Raw genomic sequence first — 21,172 nt, forward strand, 5'->3', positions numbered from 1 at the left:
AAATGGCTCTTAACGTCGCACTAGTATCGCCAACACAACAGGTGTGGTCAGGCGAGGCAACTTTTGTCTCTGCTCGCACCACTGAAGGTGATCTTGGAGTTCTTCCAGGTCACTCACCTTTGTTTGGCGTACTAGTCGACGGAGCTGTAAGCATCAAAGGCACCGACGGAACAACACAGGAATTCCAAGTTCGCGGAGGCTTCTTATCTGTCTCTAACGACCGCGTTTCGATTCTTACTGAATCAGTCGGCTAGTTATTCTCTAGAAACTTTTGCGCCGAGGCTCACTAATTGCTCGGCGAAGTTCGGATAGCCACGATCGATATGGAATGCGCCATCTACGGTTGTTTCACCGTCGGATACGAGCGCTGCTAATACAAGACCAGCACCGGCACGGATATCAGTTGCCTCAACTGGAGCTCCAGATAGCTGTGGAATACCGTCAATAGAGGCGTGGTGGCCGTCTACGGTGATCTGAGCGCCAAGGCGCATGAGTTCATTGACAAACATAAAGCGTGATTCAAAGACGTTTTCAGTGACGATTGAGTGGCCATCTGCAACAGCATTCATGCCGATGATGAATGGAAGTAAGTCGGTAGCAAATCCTGGGTAGGGAAGTGTTGCAACATCGATAGCGCGTGGGCGCTGATTCATTTGTACGCGAATTCCATCTTGTGTTGATGTAACTATTGCACCGGCGTGAGTAAGTTTTTCGAGCATGACTTCCATGTGGTCGGCGCGCCCACCGTGGATGGTGATATCGCCTTGTGTCATGGCTGCTGCAAATGCCCATGTTCCGGCGATGATGCGGTCGGTAATAGTGGTGTGATCAGTTGGCTTTAACTCTTTAACACCAGTGATGGTGATGAGCGGTGAACCAAGTCCATCAATCTGTGCGCCCATTCCAATAAGGAATTCACCAAGGTCGACAAGATCTGGTTCGCGCGCTGCGTTATCAATTGTTGTCACACCTTGAGCAAGAACTGCAGCTGTCATCAAGTTCTCGGTTGCACCCACTGATGGGAAATCTAGTTCTATTGCTGTTCCGGTTAAGCCGTTAGGCGCTTCGGCGATGACGTAACCATGTTCAACGTGCGCAGTGGCTCCGAGTGATTCAAGGCCCTTGATATGAAAATCTAATCCGCGAGAGCCAATTGCATCTCCACCAGGGAGCGCGACTTCTGCTTTTCCAACGCGTGCAACGAGTGGACCAAGTACGTTGATTGATGCGCGCATCTTGCGAACGAGATCGTAATCAGCGCGGTGGAGGGGAGCAGCAGGAACTTCGATCGTGACGACAGAACCTTCATGTTTGACGGTGCAACCAAGACGAGTAAGAAGGTCGGCCATGATGTCGACATCTGCAATATCTGGAACATTGTGGATAGTTGTTGTGCCAACCGCCAGAAGGGATGCTGCCATCAGTTTCAGGACTGAATTCTTAGCGCCGGTAACCGTTACTTCGCCCTCAAGACGGCAGCCCCCGGTGATCCGGAAGCGGTCGAGCGACGAAGATGCCATATCCGAAGTCTACTTATAGGCTACGGACATGGTTAATTTAACGCGTATTTACACAAAGACAGGCGATGACGGAACTACATCTCTTGGAGATATGAGCCGTACTTCAAAGAATGACCCTCGTCTTGAAGCATATGCAACAGTTGATGAAGCGAACTCCACCATTGGTGTTGTTCTTGCAACTGATGAATTAACCGATGAAGTTCGCGCCCTCTTGGTGCGCATTCAAAATGACCTCTTCGATGTGGGCGCTGACCTCTGCACCCCAGTAGTTGATTCACCTGCATTTGAGCCACTTCGCGTACTCGAATCGCAGGTTGTCTACCTTGAAGAGCAGATCGATCACTTTAATAAGGATCTTGAAGCACTTCGCTCATTCGTACTTCCATCAGGCACACCAGCTGCTGCCCACCTTCACGTGGCTCGCACAGTTGTTCGTCGCGCAGAGCGCCGCACATGGGCTGCTATTCACGCATTTGGTGGCGGCGTAAACCCACTGACAGCCAAGTACCTCAACCGTTGTTCAGATCTACTCTTTGTTCTTGCTCGCGTTGCCAATAAGAAGATTGGCGATCAGCTCTGGGTTCCTGGAGCTAATCGTTAACTAGAAGCTTTTGAGATGAGCGCGAGCAGCGCTCTCTTCTTCAGGAAATACAAAGATGCGTGGCCCAACTTTTGTCTGCGTCAGCGTTGCCTTAATACCTACGGCAATTAATCTCTGTCGCAGAATCTCACCTTCGATGTGATTGGAAGGTTGTGCAACCGCGACCAAAGTTCCGTATTCATCTTCATCGCCTGCAATTGGTTTGCGCGCAATAAGTGATGAACCTTTTGCTGAAGTCCACTTAAGAATGAGGATGAGGAAAAATACGACAGGAAATCCTGCCAAGCTCATGAGGAAGAGTTTGTTATCGACTCCACCCAGCATTAGCTACCGACCTTGGTAAATGTGACTGTCTGAGTTCCTTCAGGTTTTGCTTCCTGATGGCAGACCACTTCAATACTCGAAACGTACTCAAGGGATGAAAGCGGTTCGGGGGAGATAAGAAGAATCGTCTTCAATTCACGCGCAACGCTGGCGCCAGAAATAGTGCGCAGGTTGCCGATGAGATCTCTATTTTGCGCATAAACCTTTGAATTTACTTCCCACCAGACGCATCCTTGTTCAGAGGCAACCTGCACTGCGCCACAGATAAATGTGCGGCAGGCAGCTACTTGGGAAGCCAAGTTGCCCTTGGCAGAGATAACGCCGACAAGTTCTTTACTCGTAGGAATCTTTGCGTAGATTCCTGATTCATATTCAAAACCAACTGGTGGCCACTTTGGCTTTGGTGACGGAGTTACCTTCACCTTCTTACGTGGCTTTGGCTTTGGTTTCGGCTTTGGCTTTACCGAAGCTTTTGCTGTCGGTGCCGCAGTTGAAGTCGATGTGGAACTCGCTGTTGGTTTTGCAGTGGCCTTCGCTGTTGGTTTTGCAGTGGCCTTAGCAGTTGGTTTCGCAGTGGCCTTAGCAGTTGGCTTCGCTGTCGCCTTAGCAGTCGGCTTCGCTGTCGCCTTAACCGTTGCTTTCGCTGTCGCCTTCGCTGTCACCTTTGTTGTGGGCGTTGGCGTCGGCTTCTTTGTTGCAGCGATAGCCGAGCTTCCTGAAACTGTGAGAACGAGAGCCAGGAGAATCGCGAGATTGCTTAGTCGCGCTCCCACTTGAAGCTTCGAACTGCCCAGATAATTCCGACTACGAGCCATGCCGTAATAATGGCAAAGGTACGGCCAGTTTCCCAATTGCCGGCTACTTCACGCGTAGCAAAAGAGTCAGGAAGGAAGATTGAGCGAGCTCCTTGTGTCATCCACTTCAGAGGGAATATCGCTGCCACTTGCTGCATCCATTGTGGAAGATCTGTGAAGATAAAGAAGACACCGCTAAAGAATTGAAGAACGATGACAACAGGTGAAACAACTGCCGATGCCCCACGTCCACTCTTTGGAACATTAGAGAATGCAATTCCAAGAACTGTTGAACATGCGCTGCCAAGAACAAGGAGTACAACAAGTAGCAACCACTTATCGGCACCAGTTGGGAGATTGACTCCGAAGAATGCAACGCCTGCTGCGAGAAGTAAGAAGACTTGAATCAACATGCTCAGCGTTACAAGTATTGCCTTACCGATGAAGTAGCTGCTTGCCGGCATTGGAGTTCCGCGTAAACGCTTTAGAGTGCCGAATTCGCGTTCCATGGGAATCATGATGGCTAGCTGCTGGAAGCCAGTATTAACAAGGCCTGAAGCAATCATTCCGGCGACGAAGTACTGGCTAAATGTGACGCCTTCAGCAATCGAATTTGAAAAGACGGAGCCAAAGATTGCCAGCAAGATAAGCGGGAAGAGCATGGTGAAGACGACGGATTCGCGTTGGCGCATAAATTGTTTGATCTCAAGGCCGCCACGTTGGATACCAATCGAGAGCGCAGTTGGCTTACTCATGGGTGCCTCCAATCATTTCGAGGTAGATATCTTCAAGGGATGCTCGCTTTACATTGAGCTCTGGAACTTCTCCACCGAATTGTGACGAAAGCTGATTCACGAGTTGTGTTGGGTTTGCTGACTTCTCGCTGCGAAGCTCTGAACCATCGCGCCATGAGACCGTTGCGAGAGAAGTGGCACGACCACCAAGGAGCGCCGGAGTTGAGACTTCAATAATCTTTCCGCGATTGATAACTGCGACTCGATCAGCAAGTGCTTCAGCTTCATCGAGATAATGGGTGGTCAGAAGAATTGTTGCGCCTTCATCACGAAGTTTGCGAATCAACTGCCAAAATGCGCGACGCGCTTCTGGATCAAAACCTGTAGTTGGTTCATCAAGAAAGATGAGTTCGGGGCTACCGATAATTCCGAGCGCAACATCGAGTCGGCGACGTTGCCCGCCTGAAAGTGTGCGACCTAATGCATCTGCTTTCTCAGTTAACCCAACTAACTCAATGACTTCTCGTGCATCTTTTGGATTCTCGTAATACTTTGCAAAGTGCGAGACAGATTCGTAGACAGTTAAATCACCAGCATCAGCAGTAGATTGCAGAACGATTCCAATGCGATCACGCCAAGCTTGACCAGCGCGCCCCTTTGTCGATGGATCAAAGCCCAGTACCTGAACCTCACCTGAATCTCGGTCGCGGAAGCCTTCGAGAATTTCAACTGTGGTGGTCTTGCCGGCGCCGTTGGGGCCAAGGAGTGCAAAGATTTCGCCCTGTTTGATATCGAGATCGAGGCCATCGACTGCCTGGTTGGCTCCGTAGCTCTTGCGAAGCCCCGAAACGCTGATGACTGTGCTCATACGGCTATCTTGTCACTGAGTCGGTAAAAGTGCGAGAAAATAGCGCCATGAGCCCGCGTAAGAATTATCCCAAAAAACGTAGGCCTAAAAGTGGCGATGATGAACCAATCACAATCGCTTCTAATCAAAGTTTTGAAGAAGATGACAATGGTTTGTGGATCGTTAGAAAGTTAACCGGATCTGCTGCAAATAAACCGTATCGCTGTCCTGGTTGCGACCAAGTAATTCCGATGGCAACGCCACACACAGTTGCATGGCTTGATGGCGATGAAGATAACCGCAGACATTGGCACAACGCTTGCTGGACCAAGCGAAACAATCGCCGCCCACGCACTGAACGCACGCGCAACGCTCCTAGATATTAACCGAGGCGTCCCTTTAGCAATTTAGTTACCTTCACAATTAACTTATCGCTTCCTGCCGTACGAGAGAAACTTGTAAATGCAATCGGCAATTGGAATCTGGCACGCACAACAGTGCGCGGATAAGTGAATTCGAGAATTCCTTCAGGGCCGTGGATACGTCCGTAGCCGCTATCTTTCACGCCACCGAATGGCACTGAATCAACAGCTGCAAATGAGATCACAGAGTTAATGGCAACCATGCCAGTGTGAAGCTGTGAAGCAATGTGCTTGCCGCGACGCTTCGACCAGACTGCAGCCCCAAGTCCATATCGGCTGTCATTGGTCAGGCGAATCGCTTCAGCCATTGTTTTCACGCGATTGATTGCAATTGTTGGTCCGAAAGTTTCTTCAGTCATTGCAATCGAATCTTCGGGAACATCGCAGAAGATCACTGGCTCAACAAAGGGAGCCTTTACCGATCCAGAGCCACCCATCAAAACTGTCGCACCACGTGCGATTGCATCATCGATATGAGATTGAATAATCGGAATCTGCTTGGGCATTGTGGTTGGCCCATATTTTCCATCTCCTGGTGCACCTGGACGTATATCTTTCGCAATCTCAAGGACTTTCTCAATGAACTTATCTGCAACTCGTTCATCAACATATACGCGCTCTGCGCCGATACATGTCTGGCCGGCATTGGAAAAAGCTGACCAGACTGTGGCATCAGCAGCACGCTTGATATCAGCATCGTGAGCGACGATGACAGGATCTTTACCGCCGCATTCAAGGACAACGGGGGTCATGTGGGCCGCGCAGGTTGCGGCAACAATCTTTGCGGTTCTCGTTGAACCTGTGAAAGCTAACTTATCGATGCCACTTTCGCAGAGGAATTTTCCTGTTTCACCAAGACCGGTAATGCAGGTAAATACATCGGCAAAGAGAGATGAATCTATAAATGATTGTGCGAGGTATTCACCGACTGCTGGCGTGTATTCACTTGGTTTGAAGACAACGGTATTGCCGGCGGCGAGTGCATAAGCGATAGAACCAAGGGGAGTAAAGACGGGATAGTTCCAAGGTCCGATGACACCAACGACTCCCACAGGAGATCTTTCAACAGTTGCTGACATATTTGCCATCAGTAAACCAGGAGAGCGATGAGAGGTGCGCATTACAGATTCTGCGTGACGTGCAGCCCACGCAATGTGACCTGCTGCAAGGGAAGCCTCGAGCTTTGCATCACTAACTGGCTTTCCAGTTTCGAGTGAGACTAGCTCTGAGAGTGAATCAATATTGTCGAGCAGATCAGTGCTCCACTTGAGCAAGACTTTGCGACGTCCACGAAAACCCAGATCGCGCCATTCGCGTGAAGCTTCACGGGCACGTTCAACGGCAGCAACGACGGCTGTCTCGTTATAAATCTCGTGAGAAGAGATCACTTCATTTGTTACTGGATTATGCGAATCGAATGTTGTCGTTGAGTCAGCCATGAGCAAAGACTAGACTCCCAACTATGTCGGAACCAATCCGCCCCAGCACAATTCTTCCGGGTCTACGCACACCTTTTACGGTGACCACCGAAGATGGCCAGACTTTAATCGGCGAAGTAAGCGCACCGCTAGATAACCCAACTGCTGCAATTCTCTGTTGCCATCCCAACCCAACAGGTGGCGGAATGATGGATAGCCATATCTATAAAAAGGCTGCCAACCGCCTACCTGGAATGGCTGGCATCACCGTTGTTCGTTTTAATACTCGTGGCACAACCAGTGAAGCCGGAACAAGTACCGGTACATACGACAATGGTCGCGCAGAAAAATATGATGTGGAAGCAATGATTCGCTACTGCTTCGATACTTTAAAACTCACGCAGCTCTGGGTTGTTGGTTGGTCATTCGGAACCAGCATTGCAATTAGCCATGCCCGCGATCCACGCGTTAAAGGACTCATTCTCTTAAGTCCCACACTTCTCGATATCGTCGATGGCGACCTTGAATTCTGGGCTCACGATGGAAGACCAATCACAGCGCTTATTCCAGAACATGATGATTACTTAAAACCTGATCAAGCAAAGGTTCGATTCGCGGTTGTTCCACAGATCAATCTCATTGCAGTTGATGGTGCAAAGCACTTATGGGTTGGCGAACCTTATGTTCATCGCGTTCTATCGGAAATTACTCAGATAGTGGCGCCGGAACGACTTCCGTTACCAACTGAGATCTAGCGATTGAAAGCTAGTTAAGACTTCTCAGTGCGAGGATAGACAACTTCTTCCAGGATAAGGATGATCGAAGCAGCGACAGGTACTGCCAAGAGTCCACCAACTAGACCAAGAAGTGATGTTCCCAAGAGTGCAGCAATGATTGTGACTGCGCCCGGAACATTGAGTGTGCGCTTCATAATCTTGGGAGTCAGAATGTAATTTTCGACTTGGACGTAAACAACGTATCCAACGAAGGCAATGACACCGACTGTGACAGATTCAGTCAGAGCAATGATGGTGAAGATTGCCGAACCAATAAAGTGGCCAATCAAAGGAACCAATCCACAGATGAAGATGATGATTCCGATTGCAATAGGGGATGGCAGGCCAAGGAGTGCTCCAAAGATTGTCATAAAGAGAGCTGCAAAGAAGGAGACCAGAATCTGGCTACCAACGAAGGCGCCCACGCGGGAAATAATCGCTTCGGTAAGAGCTGCTACACGTGGTCTGCGGCTTGCAGGAACAAGCTTCAAACCAAGCTCAGTTGCTTGTGGCAACGATGTGATGAAGTAGAGAGTGAGAACCAAGATTGTGAGCGCAGTAAATGTTCCAGAGAGAACAGACTTTCCAACACCGATTACTCCACCAAATGCTGTAATCAGAAGCGTTCCATCAGAAGTAACACTATTTAACTTCTTCTGAAGAGAATCGATAACACCATATTGATCATTGAGGTTTGCAATAGTTGTGTTGTTCTTGAGGTTCTCAAGAAGTGCGGGCGCTGTCTCAATCAGGTGTGTTCCTTGCGTGACTAGCGGCGGAACTACGAGAGCTGCAAAGAGTCCGACAAAGGCAATGACTGCAACGAAAATAACTGTAACTGCGCCCGCTCGAGATAGTCCGCGTCGACGAATTGCTTCGACAGCAGGATTAAGGCCAGTTGCCAAGAAGAGTGCAACGAGAATCAATACAAAGACGCCGGAAGCGCTAGCAAGTGCTCGCATCATGACAAATGCGGTGAGAGCCCCCACTGTTGCCACAAAACCGAAATAGAAGGGATGTCCGCGGTCGATAGGTGCGCCAGCGGCACCAAAATCAGGAGTTGCGGGTGATTCTTTTGGTTTTCTCTTCATGCGCTCTGAAATGGCCATGCTTTATTGTAAAGGTACGAGAGAATAACCCCATGGCCTTACGGATAACTGGACTCGGCGAAGAAATCGCAGCAGTCACAGGCCTACCGTGGAATGTGCCTCTGGAAGAGTGGCCCGAAGACCCAATGCTCGCCGAGAAGCGCGGAATCTCGCGCCACATCGTGCGCTTGGTCCGTTCTACCGATGATCCTGACTCTGAGGTCTATGCGGTTAAAGAGACTGTCTCTGAATTCGCTAACCGCGAATACAAAATTCTTCGCGAGCTAACACACCTTGATTCTCCAAGCGTGCAATCGATTGCCGTAATTGAAGGTCGTACCGATAAGAATGGCGAAGAACTTCCTTGCGCACTCGTTACTCGCTTCTTGCCTTACTCACTTCCATATCGCGTAGTTCTGAGCGACAAGACTGTGACTGCAGAAGATGTCACCTTGATGGCTAATGCGCTAGCGCTTCTACTTGTTCGCCTGCACTTGCTTGGTTTTTGGTGGGGCGACTGTTCACTTTCCAATACGCTCTTCCGCCGAGACGCTGAGGCGTATGCGGCATATCTTGTAGATGCTGAGACTGGTGAGTTCCAAAAGACTTTGACTGCCGGTCAACGCGAACACGATCTAGAAATCGCACACTTCAACGTTGCGGCAGAACTTGAAGATTTGCAGCTGTCTGGAGTTCTTTATCCAGGAATGGATCCAATCCGTGCAAGTACCGCACTCATTAAGCGATACCACCGTCTTTGGTCTGCACTGAAAGATCGCCAAGTACTCGACCCAACTGATCGCCACGCAGTTGAACGCGCAATGCGCCAGTTGCATGACCTTGGCTTTGCAGTGGAAGAAGTATCTGTATCGATGGAAGAGGGCGAGAACGAAGGCAAGTTGGTCTTCCAGCCCAAGCTTGTTGCTGCCGGGTATCACAAGAACCGTCTTCGTGAGTTGATGGGTCTTGAAACTGAAGAGCTACAGGCAAAGCGACTGCTTGCATCATTCGATCGCTTTAGAGGCCGCGAAAAATCTCCTAAGCCACCGATGCATGATTCAGCAAAGCGTTGGCTCGATGAAGTATTTCGTCCGACAGTAAATTTGATTCCACCAGAGCTAGAAGGACGAATTGAACTTGCTCAATTTTTCCATGAAGCCCTTGAACACCGCTGGTATTTGAGTGAGCGCGCAGGCCACGATGTTGGACTAGAGTTTGCTGCGAAGTCATATGTAACAGAAGTTTTGCCATACCGTCGCGACTCTGGAGTCGATGTACGCGTTGATGGCGCGATGCAATAGCGAGGAAGATGCCATGAGTTTGCCACCTAATTTTTCACAAGCGTTTGATCTCAGCTCACTTGGAAAGCCAAAGGCAGATACATCAACTCCAGCTCCAGGCCTCGAAGTAACCGCGCAAAATTTACAGACCGAAATTCTTCCGCTCTCGGAAACCAAGCCAGTTGTCATTTTATGTTGGACTCCTCGCTCTATTGAATCCCTCGAACTTCTTCGCACTCTAGGAAAACTTGAAGCAGAAGATGCAGGAAAGTGGGTCCTTGCTTACGTCAATATCGACGAACAGGCGCCAGTGGCTCAAGCTTTGCAAGCGCGAACAATTCCTTACGGTGTTGTCTTCATCGGAGGACAAGCAATTCCATTCTTAGAACAACCGCTGAGTGAAGCGCAACTTCGCGAAGTTATTCTGAAAATTCTGACTGTCGCAGCCCAACAGGGAATCGGTGATGAACCAGTCGAAGCGACTGAACCTGAAGAGGATGAAGCACTTGCGGCCCTTGATCAAGGTGATTACGCAACTGCCGAGGCTGCATATAAGCGATTGCTCGCCAGAAAACCAAACGATAATTATGCAAAGTTAGGCCTTGCCCAAGTTCAACTTCTTGCACGCACTCATGGCGTCGATGCAGCGAAGGTAATGGAAGAAGCCGTAAAGAACCCTGACGATATTGAACTTCAGATCCAATGTGCCGACGTTGAAGTAATGAGCGGCTATCTCGAGCCAGCATTTGATCGTTTGCTTCGGCTCTTGGTTCTCTTTGACGGAGACGAACAGAAGCGCATTAAAGATCGCCTCCTCGAGCTCTTCGCCCTGGTTGACCCAGCAGATCCACGCGTTATTAAGGCTCGAAATCAGCTTGCGAATGCCCTTTTCTAATGGCTAAAGATATTCACCATAGGTTAGAGCAGAGACTTCTACATACGGTCTTCTTCCTCTTTGGCTTTGGAATCATGGCGTGGGTTCCGCGTTTTCCTGAAGTTAAGGCAAATCTAGGTCTACAAAATGGTGCATTCGGTTCATTGATGAGTACCGGTTCCATCGGAGCATTCTTTGGTCTGCTCACAGTTGGCCACATCATCCATAAATATGGCGCTCTTAAAGTAACAATCGCATCGATACTCATTCTCTTTTCAAGCTTAGGTGTGCTCGTTCACCTCAATTCAAGTTTCTTATTCCTTATCTTCAATATCGCCTTTGGTTTCGGAATTACGGCTGTGCATGTATGTCTAAATAGCCAGGGCTTTCACTTCTTAGAGCGCAGCAAAATCAATCTGATCACAAGCACTGCCGGATACTGGAGCGCAGGTGCACTCAGCACAGCAATTCTTTCGGGTGTTTTAGTCGGCCGAGTTGGTCTCGTAGCTCACGTCAACTTCTTATGTGTAGCACTTACAATCGCAATGATTGCAATCGTCTTAAGACTTCGTCCTGTCTTGCTTGAATCCAATACAGATTCTGATCATGATTACTCGATCAAAGATATCTTCACCGGTTTCAGAATTGATTGGCCGGTAAGTCTTGGAATGGCCTGCGCTGTCTATCTTGAATTTGCGATCGGTGACTGGGGAACAATCTTTACAAAAGATCGCCTCGATATCGATGCGGGCCTCAGCACTGCGCCATACATTGTCTTTACAGCGATGATGATCTTTGGTCGTCTTCTTATCCATCGACTAATTCCTCGTGCGCCACTAGATCTCTGGGTTAAGCGCGCTGCGTTATTAGCTGGCGCTGGCTTCGGAATCTGCATCATCACTGCAACTCACTTGCCTGCAACTCTGAAGTGGTGGTCTTACGGCCTCTTCGTTCTAGCCTTCTTCTTCGCAGGCTTGGGCTCATCATTCTTAGGACCTTCCTTCTTTGCCGCAGCAAACCGCCGCTCATCCCTTCCTAGCGCTGTAGTTGTGGGCCAATTTGGCGTCGTCAATAACGTGCTGCTCTTTGGAATAAAATGGATTGTTGCTTGGACAATTCAATTCACGGGATCAATTGCGCTAGCGATGATGATTCCAACGGTAATGATGTTGGCAACTGTCTTCTTTGCAGATTCACTCAAAGAAAGCTCAAAGTCTAAAGTTTAAACGCGCTCAAACCAGACTGTGGCAAGAGGCGGGATTCTCACCTTTGCATACAAGTTGGTATCAACATCGACAGCAAATGAGTTGTTGGTAATTCCGCTGCCGCCATATTTAAGATCATCTGTATTTACGACTTCACGCCATACGCCTGAAACCGGAAGTCGAAGTGAATATTGCTCGTGTGGAACAGGTGAGAAGTTAGTTACGCAGACAACCGGAATTCCCTTATCTGACCAGCGCACAAATGCAAGAGTGTTACCGGCTCCATCATCGCCAACGATCCACTGGAATCCATCAGCGAAGATATCTTTCTCCCACATCGATGGAAGCCCTTTGTAACTCATGTTGATATCGGCAAGAGCTTTCTGGACACCGTTATGTTCTGCAAATTCGGTGAGGTACCACTGAAGCCCTACTTCTTGGTTCCACTCATTGTTCTGTGCAAACTCTTGTCCCATAAAGAGCAACTTCTTACCTGGGTGCGCCCACATAAATCCATATAGTGCGCGAAGTGTTGCCAGCTTCTGCCAGCGATCTCCTGGGAATTTATTGACCAGGGAACCTTTACCGTGAACAACTTCATCGTGAGAAAGCGGCAGCATAAAGTTTTCAGACCACGCATAAAGAATCGAGAAGGTAATTTCATTGTGGTGGAACATGCGGTGAATGGGTTCGTGCTGCAGGTATTCGAGAGTGTCGTGCATCCAACCCATATTCCATTTAAATCCAAAGCCAAGGCCGTTACTCGAAGTCTCTTTAGTGACTCCACCCCAGGCAGTTGATTCTTCGGCGATCATCATGATGCCTTGGTGGTGCTTGTAAGCAGTTGAAGTCGCCTCTTGTAGAAGCTGAACTGCCTCGAGGTTTTCTCGTCCGCCGAACTTATTTGGCAACCATTCGCCTTCTTTACGTGAGTAATCGAGATAGAGCATGGAAGCCACTGCATCAACGCGAAGGCCATCGATATGGAACTCTTCTAACCAGTACAGAGCGCTAGCAACAAGGAAGTTACGTACTTCATTGCGACCAAAGTTAAAGATGAGAGTGCCCCAGTCAGGGTGTTCTCCTAAACGAGGATCGGCATGCTCGTAAAGTGCTGTGCCATCAAACTTTGCCAGCGCCCATTCATCTTTAGGAAAGTGCGCTGGAACCCAGTCGAGAATGACGCCAATGCCTGCTTGGTGAAGGGCATCAACAAGGAAGCGGAATTCATCCGGTGAACCAAAACGAGAAGTGGGTGCAAAGAAAGAAGTAACTTGATATCCCCATGAAGGCGAATATGGGTGTTCGGTAATTGGCAGGAATTCAACGTGAGTAAAACCTTGTTCAAGTACATATGCAACAAGTTCATCGGCCATCTGTAGGTAAGAAAGACCTGGTCGCCATGAACCAGCATGGACTTCATAGACCGAGACAGGGGAGCGCCAAGGTTGGTAGCTCTTTCTCTTTTCCATCCACTGTGAATCGTTCCAGTTGTAATTCGATTCAGTGACAACAGATGCTGTGCGCGGAGGATGTTCTGTGGCACGCGCCATTGGGTCTGCGTGATCTACCCAGGTGCCATTGATGGTGCAGATTGCAAACTTGTAACAAGTATTTGGTCCAACGTCTGCCACAAAGATTTCCCAAATTCCTGTCGAACCTGCGCGCACCATTGGGTGTGTATTGCGATCCCAGAAGTTGTGATCGCCAACAAGGCTGACCGCTTGGGCGTTGGGAGCCCAGACAGAGAATGCTGTTCCGATAAGTGAGCCATCTGCATCGCGCTTGATGTGAGCTCCGAGTACATCCCACAAGCGTTCGTGGCGACCTTCAGAGATGAGATGGAAGTCGAGTTCACCCAGAGTTGAATATGGATTGAGGTATGAACCCTGAGGAAGATAGTTATTTTCTTCACCCGCTGCATTGCTCTTAAAGAGGCGGGAGAAAAAAGACATGCGTAATCTTAAAGCTTTACCTGCGCAATGTGAACGACTTTGCCAGACAACCTTGTCGGATCAAGGCGGACATAGGTGTGTGCTGACCAGTTATATGAGGCTCCATCAATTAAATCCGTTACCTCAAAGTTATCGTGGTGCAATCCAAGGTCGCTCATATTCCAATGAACTGTTGTCTCTTGAGCAAATGATGGATCTAGGTTGATAACGATAAGAATGAGGTTATCTCCCTCGCGCTTTGAGTACGCGATGATTGAATCATTCTCAGTTGTATGGAAACGAAGGTTGCGAAGACGTTGAAGAGCAACGTTCTTCTTGCGAATCAAGTTCAATTGAGTGATAAATGGCGCAAGGGTCAGCTTCTTCTTTGTAGCGCCATCCCAGTCGCGGACCTTGATTTCATACTTTTCAGAGTCAATATATTCTTCGCCGCCTTCTTTAAAGCGACGGTGTTCATACAGTTCATATCCTGCATACATTCCCCAAGAAGGAGTCAGCGTTGCAGCAAGAGCTGCGCGAATAGCAAAGATTGCTGGATTTCCTGATTGCAGATGGAAAGGCAAGATATCGGGAGTATTGACCCAGAAGTTCGGTCTGAAGAATGCGCTGGTCTGCTGCGAAACTTCGGTTGCATATTCAGTCAGCTCTTGCTTGCTGGTGCGCCATGTGAAGTATGTATAGGACTGGTGGAAGCCTGCCTTGCCCAAAGCATGCATCATCGATGGCTTAGTAAATGCTTCGGCCAAGAAGATGACATCAGGGTGTTCGGCGTGAATAGTCTTCATGATCTCAGCCCAGAAGTGGACTGGCTTTGTATGTGGGTTATCTACGCGGAAGATTGAAATTCCCTTTGAGATCCAGAGACGCAAGATGCGAAGTGATTCAGCAACGATTGCGTTGTAATCGTTATCAAAGTTAATCGGATAGATATCTTGATACTTCTTTGGAGGATTTTCTGCGTATGCAATCGTTCCATCAGGACGGGTTGTAAAGAATTCAGGATGCTCAGTTGCCCATGGGTGATCAGGTGAAGCTTGAAGCGCAAAGTCCATCGCTACTTCAAGACCCTGCTTCTTTGCGGTCTTTACGAAGTTTTCAAAGTCAGACATCGTGCCAAGTGCTGGGTTAATCGCATCGTGGCCACCTTCTTTATTGCCAATTGCCCAAGGAACACCTGGGTCGGTAGCTGTAGGTGTCAGAGTGTTGTTCTTACCTTTACGAAACTTAGTTCCGATGGGATGAACAGGTGGGAGATAGAGGATGTCAAAGCCCATAGCAGCAACTGCAGAAAGGCGAAGTTCTGCAGTCTTGAAAGTTCCGCTTACAACGTTTCCATCGGTGCCAACTTTGGCACCTTCACTGCGTGGGAAGAATTCATACCAAGAACCGACCAACGCGCGTTCGTGATCTGCGCGGATTGGATAGTGAATAGTTGATGTGACAAGGCGACGCAATGGATTGGCGGTGAAGTAGTCGCGAATCTCTTCTGTGGAGGTCTGTGAGAAGCGGTTCATGGCAGAGAGCGTTGTATCGCGCAGAATCTTGATAGCCGCAGTGAGCATTGATTTTGCAGATGGGTCTTCTGCTAACTTCTCTTCAAAGATGATACGCCCGATGGTGCACATGAGTTCAGCATCGATATCGGCAGGAATTTTGATTTCTGCATCGTGAATCCATGTTGCAAATGGATGGTCATAGGAGTCGATGGTGAATGTGTAATCGCCCTGTGCTGGAATGCGTACAGAGCCTTGATAACGGTCTCCGCCATGCCATTCTTCACGCATAACTGAGCGGGAAAGCTCTTTGCCTTGCGAGTTATAAAGGACTACATCAGCGCCAAGAAGATCGTGGCCTTCGCGAAATATTGTTGCACTTACAGGAATCTCTTCACCGGCGATCGCCTTTACAGGAACGAAATCTCCCCCAAAAAATACTGTGGGGGAGATGTCGGTGACGGGGATTCTATTGATCAACCTGAACCTTCAGTGTTGCCAGCATCTGCTGAACGTACATCGAAAATACGATACTTATCAATAGCTTCTTGAACTACAGATTCCTTAACTTCTCCTGCCTTTGCTAGCTCTGCAAGAGTTGCAACGACGATTGATTCTGCATCGACCTTGAAGTGGCGACGAAGCGCACCGCGAGTATCTGAAAGACCGAAGCCATCGGTACCGAGTGAGTGGAATGCGTTCGGTACCCATGGAGCAATCTGATCCTGCACAGCGCGCATGAAGTCAGAGACTGCAATGACTGGGCCTTCAGTTCCCTTGAGCTTGTCATGAACGTAGGCAGTCTTCTTATCCTTCGGATTGAGCATGTTGTGACGATCTACTTCGAGACCATCGCGACGAAGTTCATTCCATGAAGTTACTGACCAGACTGAAGCTGAAACGCCCCAATCTTCTGCAAGAAGTTTCTGTGCCTTGATGGCCCAGTTAACTCCAACGCCTGATGCCAAGAGCTGCGCGTTCTTCTTGCGCTGCTTTGAACCAGGTGCGTAGAGATAGATTCCCTTAAGCAGACCTTCGAGATCCAAGTTATCTGGTTCAGCTGGTTGCATATATGGCTCGTTATAAACGGTCATGTAGTAATAAATGTTCTCGCTGTTTTCACCGTACATGCGTCGCAGACCATCTTTAAAGATATGTCCGACTTCGTAAGCAAATGCTGGGTCGTATGAAACGACTGCAGGGTTAGTTGCAGCAAGTAGGTGTGAATGGCCATCTTCGTGCTGCAAGCCTTCGCCGTTAAGCGTTGTGCGTCCTGCAGTTGCACCCAATACGAATCCACGGACCAACTGGTCTGAGGCTGCCCAGAAAGCATCGCCTGTGCGCTGGAATCCGAACATTGAGTAGAAGATGTAGATCGGAATCATTGGTTCGTTATGTGTTGAGTATGAAGAACCGACAGCGGTAAAGGAAGCAACGGAACCTGCTTCGTTAATACCTTCGTGAAGAATGACACCAGCTGTTGATTCCTTGTAAGACAACATCAATTCGCGGTCTACTGCCATGTACTGCTGACCATGTGGTGAGTAGATCTTCAGTGATGGGAACAATGAATCGAGACCGAATGTGCGAGCTTCATCAGGAATGATTGGAACAAGGCGGCTGCCAAGTCCTGGATCCTTGATGAGGTCCTTCAACATACGAACAAATGCCATCGTTGTGGCGACTTCTTGCTGCCCTGATCCACGGCGCACTGATTCGTAAGCTTCATCAGATGGCTGTGTCAGTGGGCGAGAAACCTTGCGACGGCTTGGAATTGATCCACCGAGTTCGCGACGACGCTCTTCGAGATACTTCATCTCTGCAGAATCTGCAGGAAGCTTGTAATAAGAAGGTGTGTACTTATCCAAAGCACTATCTGGCAATGGAATCTCAAGGCGATCGCGGAATTCGATGATGTCTTCAAGAGTCATCTTCTTCATCTGGTGCGTTGAGTTACGTGCTTCGAAGTGCGAACCGAGAGTCCAGCCCTTAACTGTCTTAGCCAAAATTACTGTTGGACGACCATTCTTTTCAGTTGCAGCCGTATAGGCAGCAAACAACTTGCGATAGTCGTGTCCACCGCGCTTGAGGTTCCAGATCTGATCATCAGACCAACCAGAGACCATTGATGCAGTGCGTGGATCCTTATTGAAGAAGTGTTCGCGAACAAATGCGCCACTTTCAGCCTTAAATGTCTGGTAATCACCATCAAGAGTGGTGTTCATCAAGTTAACAAGTGCACCTTCACGGTCTTGAGCTAGGAGTGGATCCCAACCGCGACCCCATACAACCTTGATGACATTCCAGCCTGCACCACCGAAGATTGATTCGAGCTCTTGAATAATCTTGCCGTTACCGCGAACAGGGCCATCAAGACGCTGCAAGTTACAGTTAACAACGAAAGTAAGGTTGTCGAGCTTCTCACGAGATGCAAGACCGATTGCACCCAATGTATCGACTTCATCCATTTCACCATCGCCAAGGAATGCCCATACGTTCTGATCGCTGGTGTCCTTGATGCCACGGTTGTGGAGGTAGCGGTTAAAGCGCGCTTGATAAATTGCATTGAGTGGTCCGATACCCATAGACACTGTTGGGAATTGCCAGAAGTCCGGCATCAAACGTGGGTGTGGGTATGAAGATAATCCGCCCGCTGTATGTGAAAGTTCCTGACGGAATCCATCGAGCTGATCTTCTGAGAAACGTCCTTCAAGGAATGCACGTGAGTACATACCTGGAGATGCATGACCCTGGAAGAAGATTTGATCTCCGCCGCCTGGGTGATCTTGTCCGCGGAAGAAGTGGTTGAAACCAACTTCATATAACGCAGCAGAAGATGCATAAGTAGAGATATGTCCGCCTACGCCGATTCCTGGGCGCTGTGCACGGTGAACCAAGATTGCTGCGTTCCAACGAACTGCTGCGCGGATACGACGCTCAATATCTTCGTCTCCTGGGAATTCTGGTTCGTTCTCTGGAGAAATAGTGTTGATGTAATCAGTTGTGCGAAGTGAAGAGAGTCCGATGTTCTTCTCGTGCGCTCGCTTGAGAAGTGACAACATCAAGTAACGAGCACGGACTGGGCCAGCAGCGGTCAGAGCTGCGTCAAAGGACGCCTGCCATTCAGCTGTTTCAGAAGGATCTGTATCTACTAATTGGTCGATTATCTGATCTGGCGATCCAGCGAATTCGGTCATGCCCGTATTCTCGCGCCAAAGGGGGATGAGCGCAAAAAAATCGGCTGTGAGGCAGGTTAAACCCTTGTAAATATCCGTCTCATCCGTTGGACTTATCCCGTGGCAATGCGCATGGGTTTTGCTAAAGGAGAGCTCATCCTCGAGATCGGCTACGGGCCTGATTGTGATGATGCTCTACGCGCCGATATCAAGAAGATTGTGGCCACTGATTTCCATGAAGATACAACCACCGAAGTCGTCGATGCCGTTCTCCTCTGGTTCCGTGATGGAGATGGCGATCTCGTCGATGAATTGATGGATGCAAGTACATACCTTTCTGAGACAGGACCTATCTGGGTGCTCACCCCGAAAGTCGGCCGTGATGGCCACGTTGAGCCAAGTGATATTCAAGATGCAGGACCTACATGTGGATTGAGCCAGACATCAACGATTGCTGTTGCTAAAGATTGGACTGCAACTCGTCTAGTGGCACGTAAGGCGGGCAAGCGATAGATTCGCGCCATGACACTACAAATAGGCGATGCAGCACCAGATTTCGAATTGAAAGATCAGAACGGAAATAAAGTTCAGCTCTCTTCATTTAAGGGCAACAAGAACGTAGTAGTTCTCTTTATTCCTTTCTCATTCACCGGAACTTGTACAGGCGAACTCTGTGCAATCCGCGATGACCTTGCTGCATTCCAGAATGACAACGTTCAGGTGCTTGCAATCTCTTGCGACTCAATGCACACACAGCGCATTTTTGCTGAGCAAGAGGGATACAAGTTCCCAGTTCTCGCAGACTTCTGGCCACATGGTGCAGCTGCAAAGGCATATGGAATCTTCAATGAAGATCTTGGTTGCGCAATGCGCGGAACTTTCATCATCGACAAAGAAGGCATCATTCGCTGGACTGTCGTAAATGGCCTTGGCGATGCTCGCAACAATGGTGATTACAAGACTGCGATTGCAGCGCTCTAATCACGCATACTTCACGCACGATTTTCGTTCTTTCGCGTATATAAAGTAGTATTCGCAAGTCCGAAAGCCAGCTCACGCTGGTACCGGGTGGTTAGCTCAGTGGTAGAGCGCCTCGTTTACACCGAGGATGTCGGGGGTTCGAAACCCTCACCGCCCACAGTTCTTTTCTTAACTGTCTCTAGCTTCATCTCTTGATATCTCATCAACGTAAATTGAGCATGCAGAACAACCTCATCCTTCGCAGATTTCGTTGCTGCATTGAGCGGTTCGACTATGCAGTCACCTAAGGCGCAGAGAAACCTAGTCAGATCAAATTGCACATCGGAATTTCCTCGACCCAGTTGGGTTAGCAAAATACTGGTCAAAGTAGATTTCTCATCCTCTGGCACTAAAACAGAAGCAGCACGCCAAGCAGTAACTGCCACCTTGTCATTTGAATCAAAGAGATGCTCGTGTCTGATGAGTGCATAGAACTGCTTGTCAGCAATCTTGGTAAGCGTGTGCAGCGCCTGACTTTTTGCTTGAGGATTTTCAGAGATCAATTCAGGCTTAAGGCGTTCAACCACTTTAGGAACTTCATTTCGCATGAGCGCCCAAGTGAGTGTGTCTCGCACAAAGAAATCAGGTTCGAGAGCGCATTGTGAAACTAAGACATCGATGTATTCAGGCTTAGGAAAAGTTCCTGCTGCAAGCGCTGCCTTGAGCCGCACAGATTGATCGGGCGATTCCAAATGTGCCTTGAGAGTCGCCATAAGAAACGGGTGTAGTTACTTACCTTCGTAGGCGTTCTTCATCGTAGCCAGATCAATCTTCTTCATTTGAAGCATTGCTTGTGTAGCGCGCTGCGAACCTTCGGAATCTGAACCACCCAAGTACTTCATTATTTCAGGAGAAGTGACCTGCCATGAGATTCCGAACTTATCTTTAAGCCATCCGCACTGGCTTTCTTGACCACCATCTGCGGTAAGGATCTGCCAGTACTTATCGATTTCTGCTTGATCTGAGCAAGGAATTTGGAAAGAGATTGCCTCCGAATGCGGGAACTGTGGACCGCCATTGAGGCCAATGAAGTTCTGGCCAAATATTTTGAAGTTAACAACGATCTCTTCACCCTGCTGATTTCCAGGGGTATCAGTTGGTGCAATCCAATTATCTGAAACTGAACTGTTGGGGAAGATGCTTGTGTAGAAGTTGGCCGCTTCGCGAGCATTTCCGTTGAACCAGAGGCACGTTGTCATTTCCATGCGAGGAGAATAGCCGACTGTTTACTGGTTGATACGGGCCTTAATGAGCTTCTTAATCAGCCCTTTAGCAAGTGGCTTATCTATTGGGATATGGATGGCGCTCTTGGTGGTGGAGTACTTCGCCAGTTCATCAGGAAAGAGATGAAGAATCGAACCACTAAATGGGTAATAACCAACATGCTTCTTATTCGCTAGCAATCCGGCGACGATGACATCATCGACCCTAAATGCGGGCATTCCGTAACTGACAATCTCTTCTGCTGCAGGAACAATTTCAAGAATTCGATCGCGCATTTCCAACATTGTTTCGCGATGCGGCGATGGAGCTGTGGCATAGATCTTCTTAACTGCTGCCGGAATCGCCTTTGCCATGCGTGAATATTACAAGTGAGGTGGATATCAAGTAAGGTTTGCTCAAGAATTACATATCGAGCCCACTT

The 21,172-nt window shown here is 48.7% G+C and carries 22 protein-coding genes and 1 tRNA gene; 10 read left to right on the top strand and 13 right to left on the bottom strand.

What is annotated here, in order from left to right:
- The first annotated feature begins 2 nt into the window (after window positions 1-2).
- Entirely contained in the window at window positions 3-254 is a 252-nt protein-coding gene (locus A1sIA56_RS01305) for a F0F1 ATP synthase subunit epsilon (RefSeq protein WP_095673164.1), read from the top strand.
- Here the strand turns inward: A1sIA56_RS01305 and murA are convergent, their stop codons facing one another.
- A complete protein-coding gene (gene murA / locus A1sIA56_RS01310) occupies window positions 255-1,520 on the bottom strand; it encodes a UDP-N-acetylglucosamine 1-carboxyvinyltransferase (protein ID WP_095673165.1) in 1,266 nt (421 codons plus the stop codon).
- A 28-nt stretch (window positions 1,521-1,548) separates the two neighbouring features.
- Between murA and A1sIA56_RS01315 the strand changes: the two genes are divergently transcribed.
- Window positions 1,549-2,121: a cob(I)yrinic acid a,c-diamide adenosyltransferase gene (locus tag A1sIA56_RS01315; RefSeq protein WP_095673166.1), complete on the top strand. Its 573-nt coding sequence runs from the start codon at window positions 1,549-1,551 to the stop codon at window positions 2,119-2,121.
- On the opposite strand, the gene A1sIA56_RS01320 is transcribed toward A1sIA56_RS01315, so the two are convergent.
- The 4 genes from A1sIA56_RS01320 to A1sIA56_RS01335 are packed head-to-tail and all read right to left on the bottom strand — an operon-like array spanning window position 2,122 to window position 4,841.
- Window positions 2,122-2,412 carry a hypothetical protein gene (locus A1sIA56_RS01320; protein WP_223298452.1) on the bottom strand — a complete coding sequence of 97 codons (291 nt, stop codon included), beginning with the start codon at window positions 2,410-2,412 and terminating at the stop codon, window positions 2,122-2,124.
- 32 nt (window positions 2,413-2,444) lie between these two features.
- The gene (locus A1sIA56_RS01325) at window positions 2,445-3,260 is read right to left on the bottom strand and encodes a PT domain-containing protein (RefSeq protein WP_223298453.1); all 816 of its coding nucleotides are present in this window, start codon (window positions 3,258-3,260) and stop codon (window positions 2,445-2,447) included.
- Window positions 3,203-3,994, bottom strand: a complete 792-nt coding sequence (locus A1sIA56_RS01330; RefSeq protein WP_095673168.1) for an ABC transporter permease — start codon at window positions 3,992-3,994, stop codon at window positions 3,203-3,205. The genes A1sIA56_RS01325 and A1sIA56_RS01330 overlap by 58 nt, the downstream gene beginning before the upstream one ends.
- Window positions 3,987-4,841: an ABC transporter ATP-binding protein gene (locus A1sIA56_RS01335; RefSeq protein WP_095673169.1), complete on the bottom strand. Its 855-nt coding sequence runs from the start codon at window positions 4,839-4,841 to the stop codon at window positions 3,987-3,989. The genes A1sIA56_RS01330 and A1sIA56_RS01335 overlap by 8 nt, the downstream gene beginning before the upstream one ends.
- 47 nt (window positions 4,842-4,888) lie before the next feature.
- Between A1sIA56_RS01335 and A1sIA56_RS01340 the strand changes: the two genes are divergently transcribed.
- Window positions 4,889-5,206: a hypothetical protein gene (locus tag A1sIA56_RS01340; RefSeq protein WP_095673170.1), complete on the top strand. Its 318-nt coding sequence runs from the start codon at window positions 4,889-4,891 to the stop codon at window positions 5,204-5,206.
- Here A1sIA56_RS01340 and A1sIA56_RS01345 read toward each other — a convergent pair.
- The gene (locus A1sIA56_RS01345; protein ID WP_095673171.1) at window positions 5,203-6,681 is read right to left on the bottom strand and encodes an aldehyde dehydrogenase family protein; all 1,479 of its coding nucleotides are present in this window, start codon (window positions 6,679-6,681) and stop codon (window positions 5,203-5,205) included. The genes A1sIA56_RS01340 and A1sIA56_RS01345 overlap by 4 nt on opposite strands.
- Before the next feature lie 23 nt (window positions 6,682-6,704).
- On the opposite strand from A1sIA56_RS01345, the gene A1sIA56_RS01350 reads away from it, so the two are divergent.
- Complete coding sequence (locus tag A1sIA56_RS01350; protein WP_095673172.1) at window positions 6,705-7,415, top strand: alpha/beta hydrolase; 711 nt, start codon at window positions 6,705-6,707, stop codon at window positions 7,413-7,415.
- 14 nt (window positions 7,416-7,429) lie between these two features.
- Here the strand turns inward: A1sIA56_RS01350 and A1sIA56_RS01355 are convergent, their stop codons facing one another.
- Window positions 7,430-8,545: an AI-2E family transporter gene (locus tag A1sIA56_RS01355; RefSeq protein WP_095673173.1), complete on the bottom strand. Its 1,116-nt coding sequence runs from the start codon at window positions 8,543-8,545 to the stop codon at window positions 7,430-7,432.
- A gap of 32 nt (window positions 8,546-8,577) precedes the next feature.
- Here A1sIA56_RS01355 and A1sIA56_RS01360 point away from each other — a divergent pair, with 32 nt between their 5' ends.
- Genes A1sIA56_RS01360 through A1sIA56_RS01370 form a run of 3 tightly spaced genes read left to right on the top strand, consistent with a single transcriptional unit; the run spans window position 8,578 to window position 11,904 of the window.
- Window positions 8,578-9,825 (top strand): DUF4032 domain-containing protein, encoded by a 1,248-nt coding sequence (locus A1sIA56_RS01360; RefSeq protein ID WP_095673174.1) that lies wholly within the window; start codon window positions 8,578-8,580, stop codon window positions 9,823-9,825.
- Window positions 9,826-9,838: 13 nt separating this feature from the next.
- Complete coding sequence (locus tag A1sIA56_RS01365) at window positions 9,839-10,699, top strand: tetratricopeptide repeat protein (protein ID WP_095674164.1); 861 nt, start codon at window positions 9,839-9,841, stop codon at window positions 10,697-10,699.
- The gene (locus A1sIA56_RS01370) at window positions 10,699-11,904 is read left to right on the top strand and encodes an MFS transporter (protein WP_095673175.1); all 1,206 of its coding nucleotides are present in this window, start codon (window positions 10,699-10,701) and stop codon (window positions 11,902-11,904) included. The genes A1sIA56_RS01365 and A1sIA56_RS01370 overlap by 1 nt, the downstream gene beginning before the upstream one ends.
- On the opposite strand, the gene glgB is transcribed toward A1sIA56_RS01370, so the two are convergent.
- From glgB to aceE, 3 genes are read right to left on the bottom strand one after another with little or no spacing between them, the layout of a single operon-like run.
- The gene (gene glgB, locus A1sIA56_RS01375) at window positions 11,901-13,838 is read right to left on the bottom strand and encodes a 1,4-alpha-glucan branching protein GlgB (protein ID WP_095673176.1); all 1,938 of its coding nucleotides are present in this window, start codon (window positions 13,836-13,838) and stop codon (window positions 11,901-11,903) included. The two genes, A1sIA56_RS01370 and glgB, sit on opposite strands and share 4 nt — an antisense overlap.
- An 8-nt stretch (window positions 13,839-13,846) precedes the next feature.
- The gene (locus A1sIA56_RS01380; protein WP_095673177.1) at window positions 13,847-15,811 is read right to left on the bottom strand and encodes an alpha-1,4-glucan--maltose-1-phosphate maltosyltransferase; all 1,965 of its coding nucleotides are present in this window, start codon (window positions 15,809-15,811) and stop codon (window positions 13,847-13,849) included.
- Window positions 15,808-18,528, bottom strand: a complete 2,721-nt coding sequence (gene aceE, locus A1sIA56_RS01385) for a pyruvate dehydrogenase (acetyl-transferring), homodimeric type (RefSeq protein ID WP_095673178.1) — start codon at window positions 18,526-18,528, stop codon at window positions 15,808-15,810. The genes A1sIA56_RS01380 and aceE overlap by 4 nt, the downstream gene beginning before the upstream one ends.
- Window positions 18,529-18,639: 111 nt before the next feature.
- Between aceE and A1sIA56_RS01390 the strand changes: the two genes are divergently transcribed.
- The 3 genes from A1sIA56_RS01390 to A1sIA56_RS01400 all read left to right on the top strand — a co-directional run bounded on the left by A1sIA56_RS01390 (window position 18,640) and on the right by A1sIA56_RS01400 (window position 19,645).
- Window positions 18,640-19,020 (top strand): DUF3052 domain-containing protein, encoded by a 381-nt coding sequence (locus A1sIA56_RS01390; RefSeq protein ID WP_095674165.1) that lies wholly within the window; start codon window positions 18,640-18,642, stop codon window positions 19,018-19,020.
- Between the two features lie 9 nt (window positions 19,021-19,029).
- Complete coding sequence (locus A1sIA56_RS01395; RefSeq protein ID WP_095673179.1) at window positions 19,030-19,488, top strand: peroxiredoxin; 459 nt, start codon at window positions 19,030-19,032, stop codon at window positions 19,486-19,488.
- An 85-nt stretch (window positions 19,489-19,573) separates the two neighbouring features.
- Window positions 19,574-19,645, top strand: a tRNA-Val gene (locus A1sIA56_RS01400).
- On the opposite strand, the gene A1sIA56_RS07040 is transcribed toward A1sIA56_RS01400, so the two are convergent.
- Genes A1sIA56_RS07040 through A1sIA56_RS01410 form a run of 3 tightly spaced genes read right to left on the bottom strand, consistent with a single transcriptional unit; the run spans window position 19,605 to window position 21,104 of the window.
- Window positions 19,605-20,240, bottom strand: a complete 636-nt coding sequence (locus A1sIA56_RS07040) for a HEAT repeat domain-containing protein (RefSeq protein ID WP_474116971.1) — start codon at window positions 20,238-20,240, stop codon at window positions 19,605-19,607. The genes A1sIA56_RS01400 and A1sIA56_RS07040 overlap by 41 nt on opposite strands.
- A 15-nt stretch (window positions 20,241-20,255) precedes the next feature.
- Complete coding sequence (locus A1sIA56_RS01405; RefSeq protein WP_095673180.1) at window positions 20,256-20,732, bottom strand: VOC family protein; 477 nt, start codon at window positions 20,730-20,732, stop codon at window positions 20,256-20,258.
- A 21-nt stretch (window positions 20,733-20,753) separates the two neighbouring features.
- Complete coding sequence (locus A1sIA56_RS01410; RefSeq protein WP_095673181.1) at window positions 20,754-21,104, bottom strand: iron chaperone; 351 nt, start codon at window positions 21,102-21,104, stop codon at window positions 20,754-20,756.
- Window positions 21,105-21,172: the final 68 nt, after the last annotated feature.

Origin of the sequence: Candidatus Planktophila sulfonica, from assembly GCF_002288065.1 — a bacterium.
Lineage (GTDB): Bacteria > Actinomycetota > Actinomycetes > Nanopelagicales > Nanopelagicaceae > Planktophila > Planktophila sulfonica.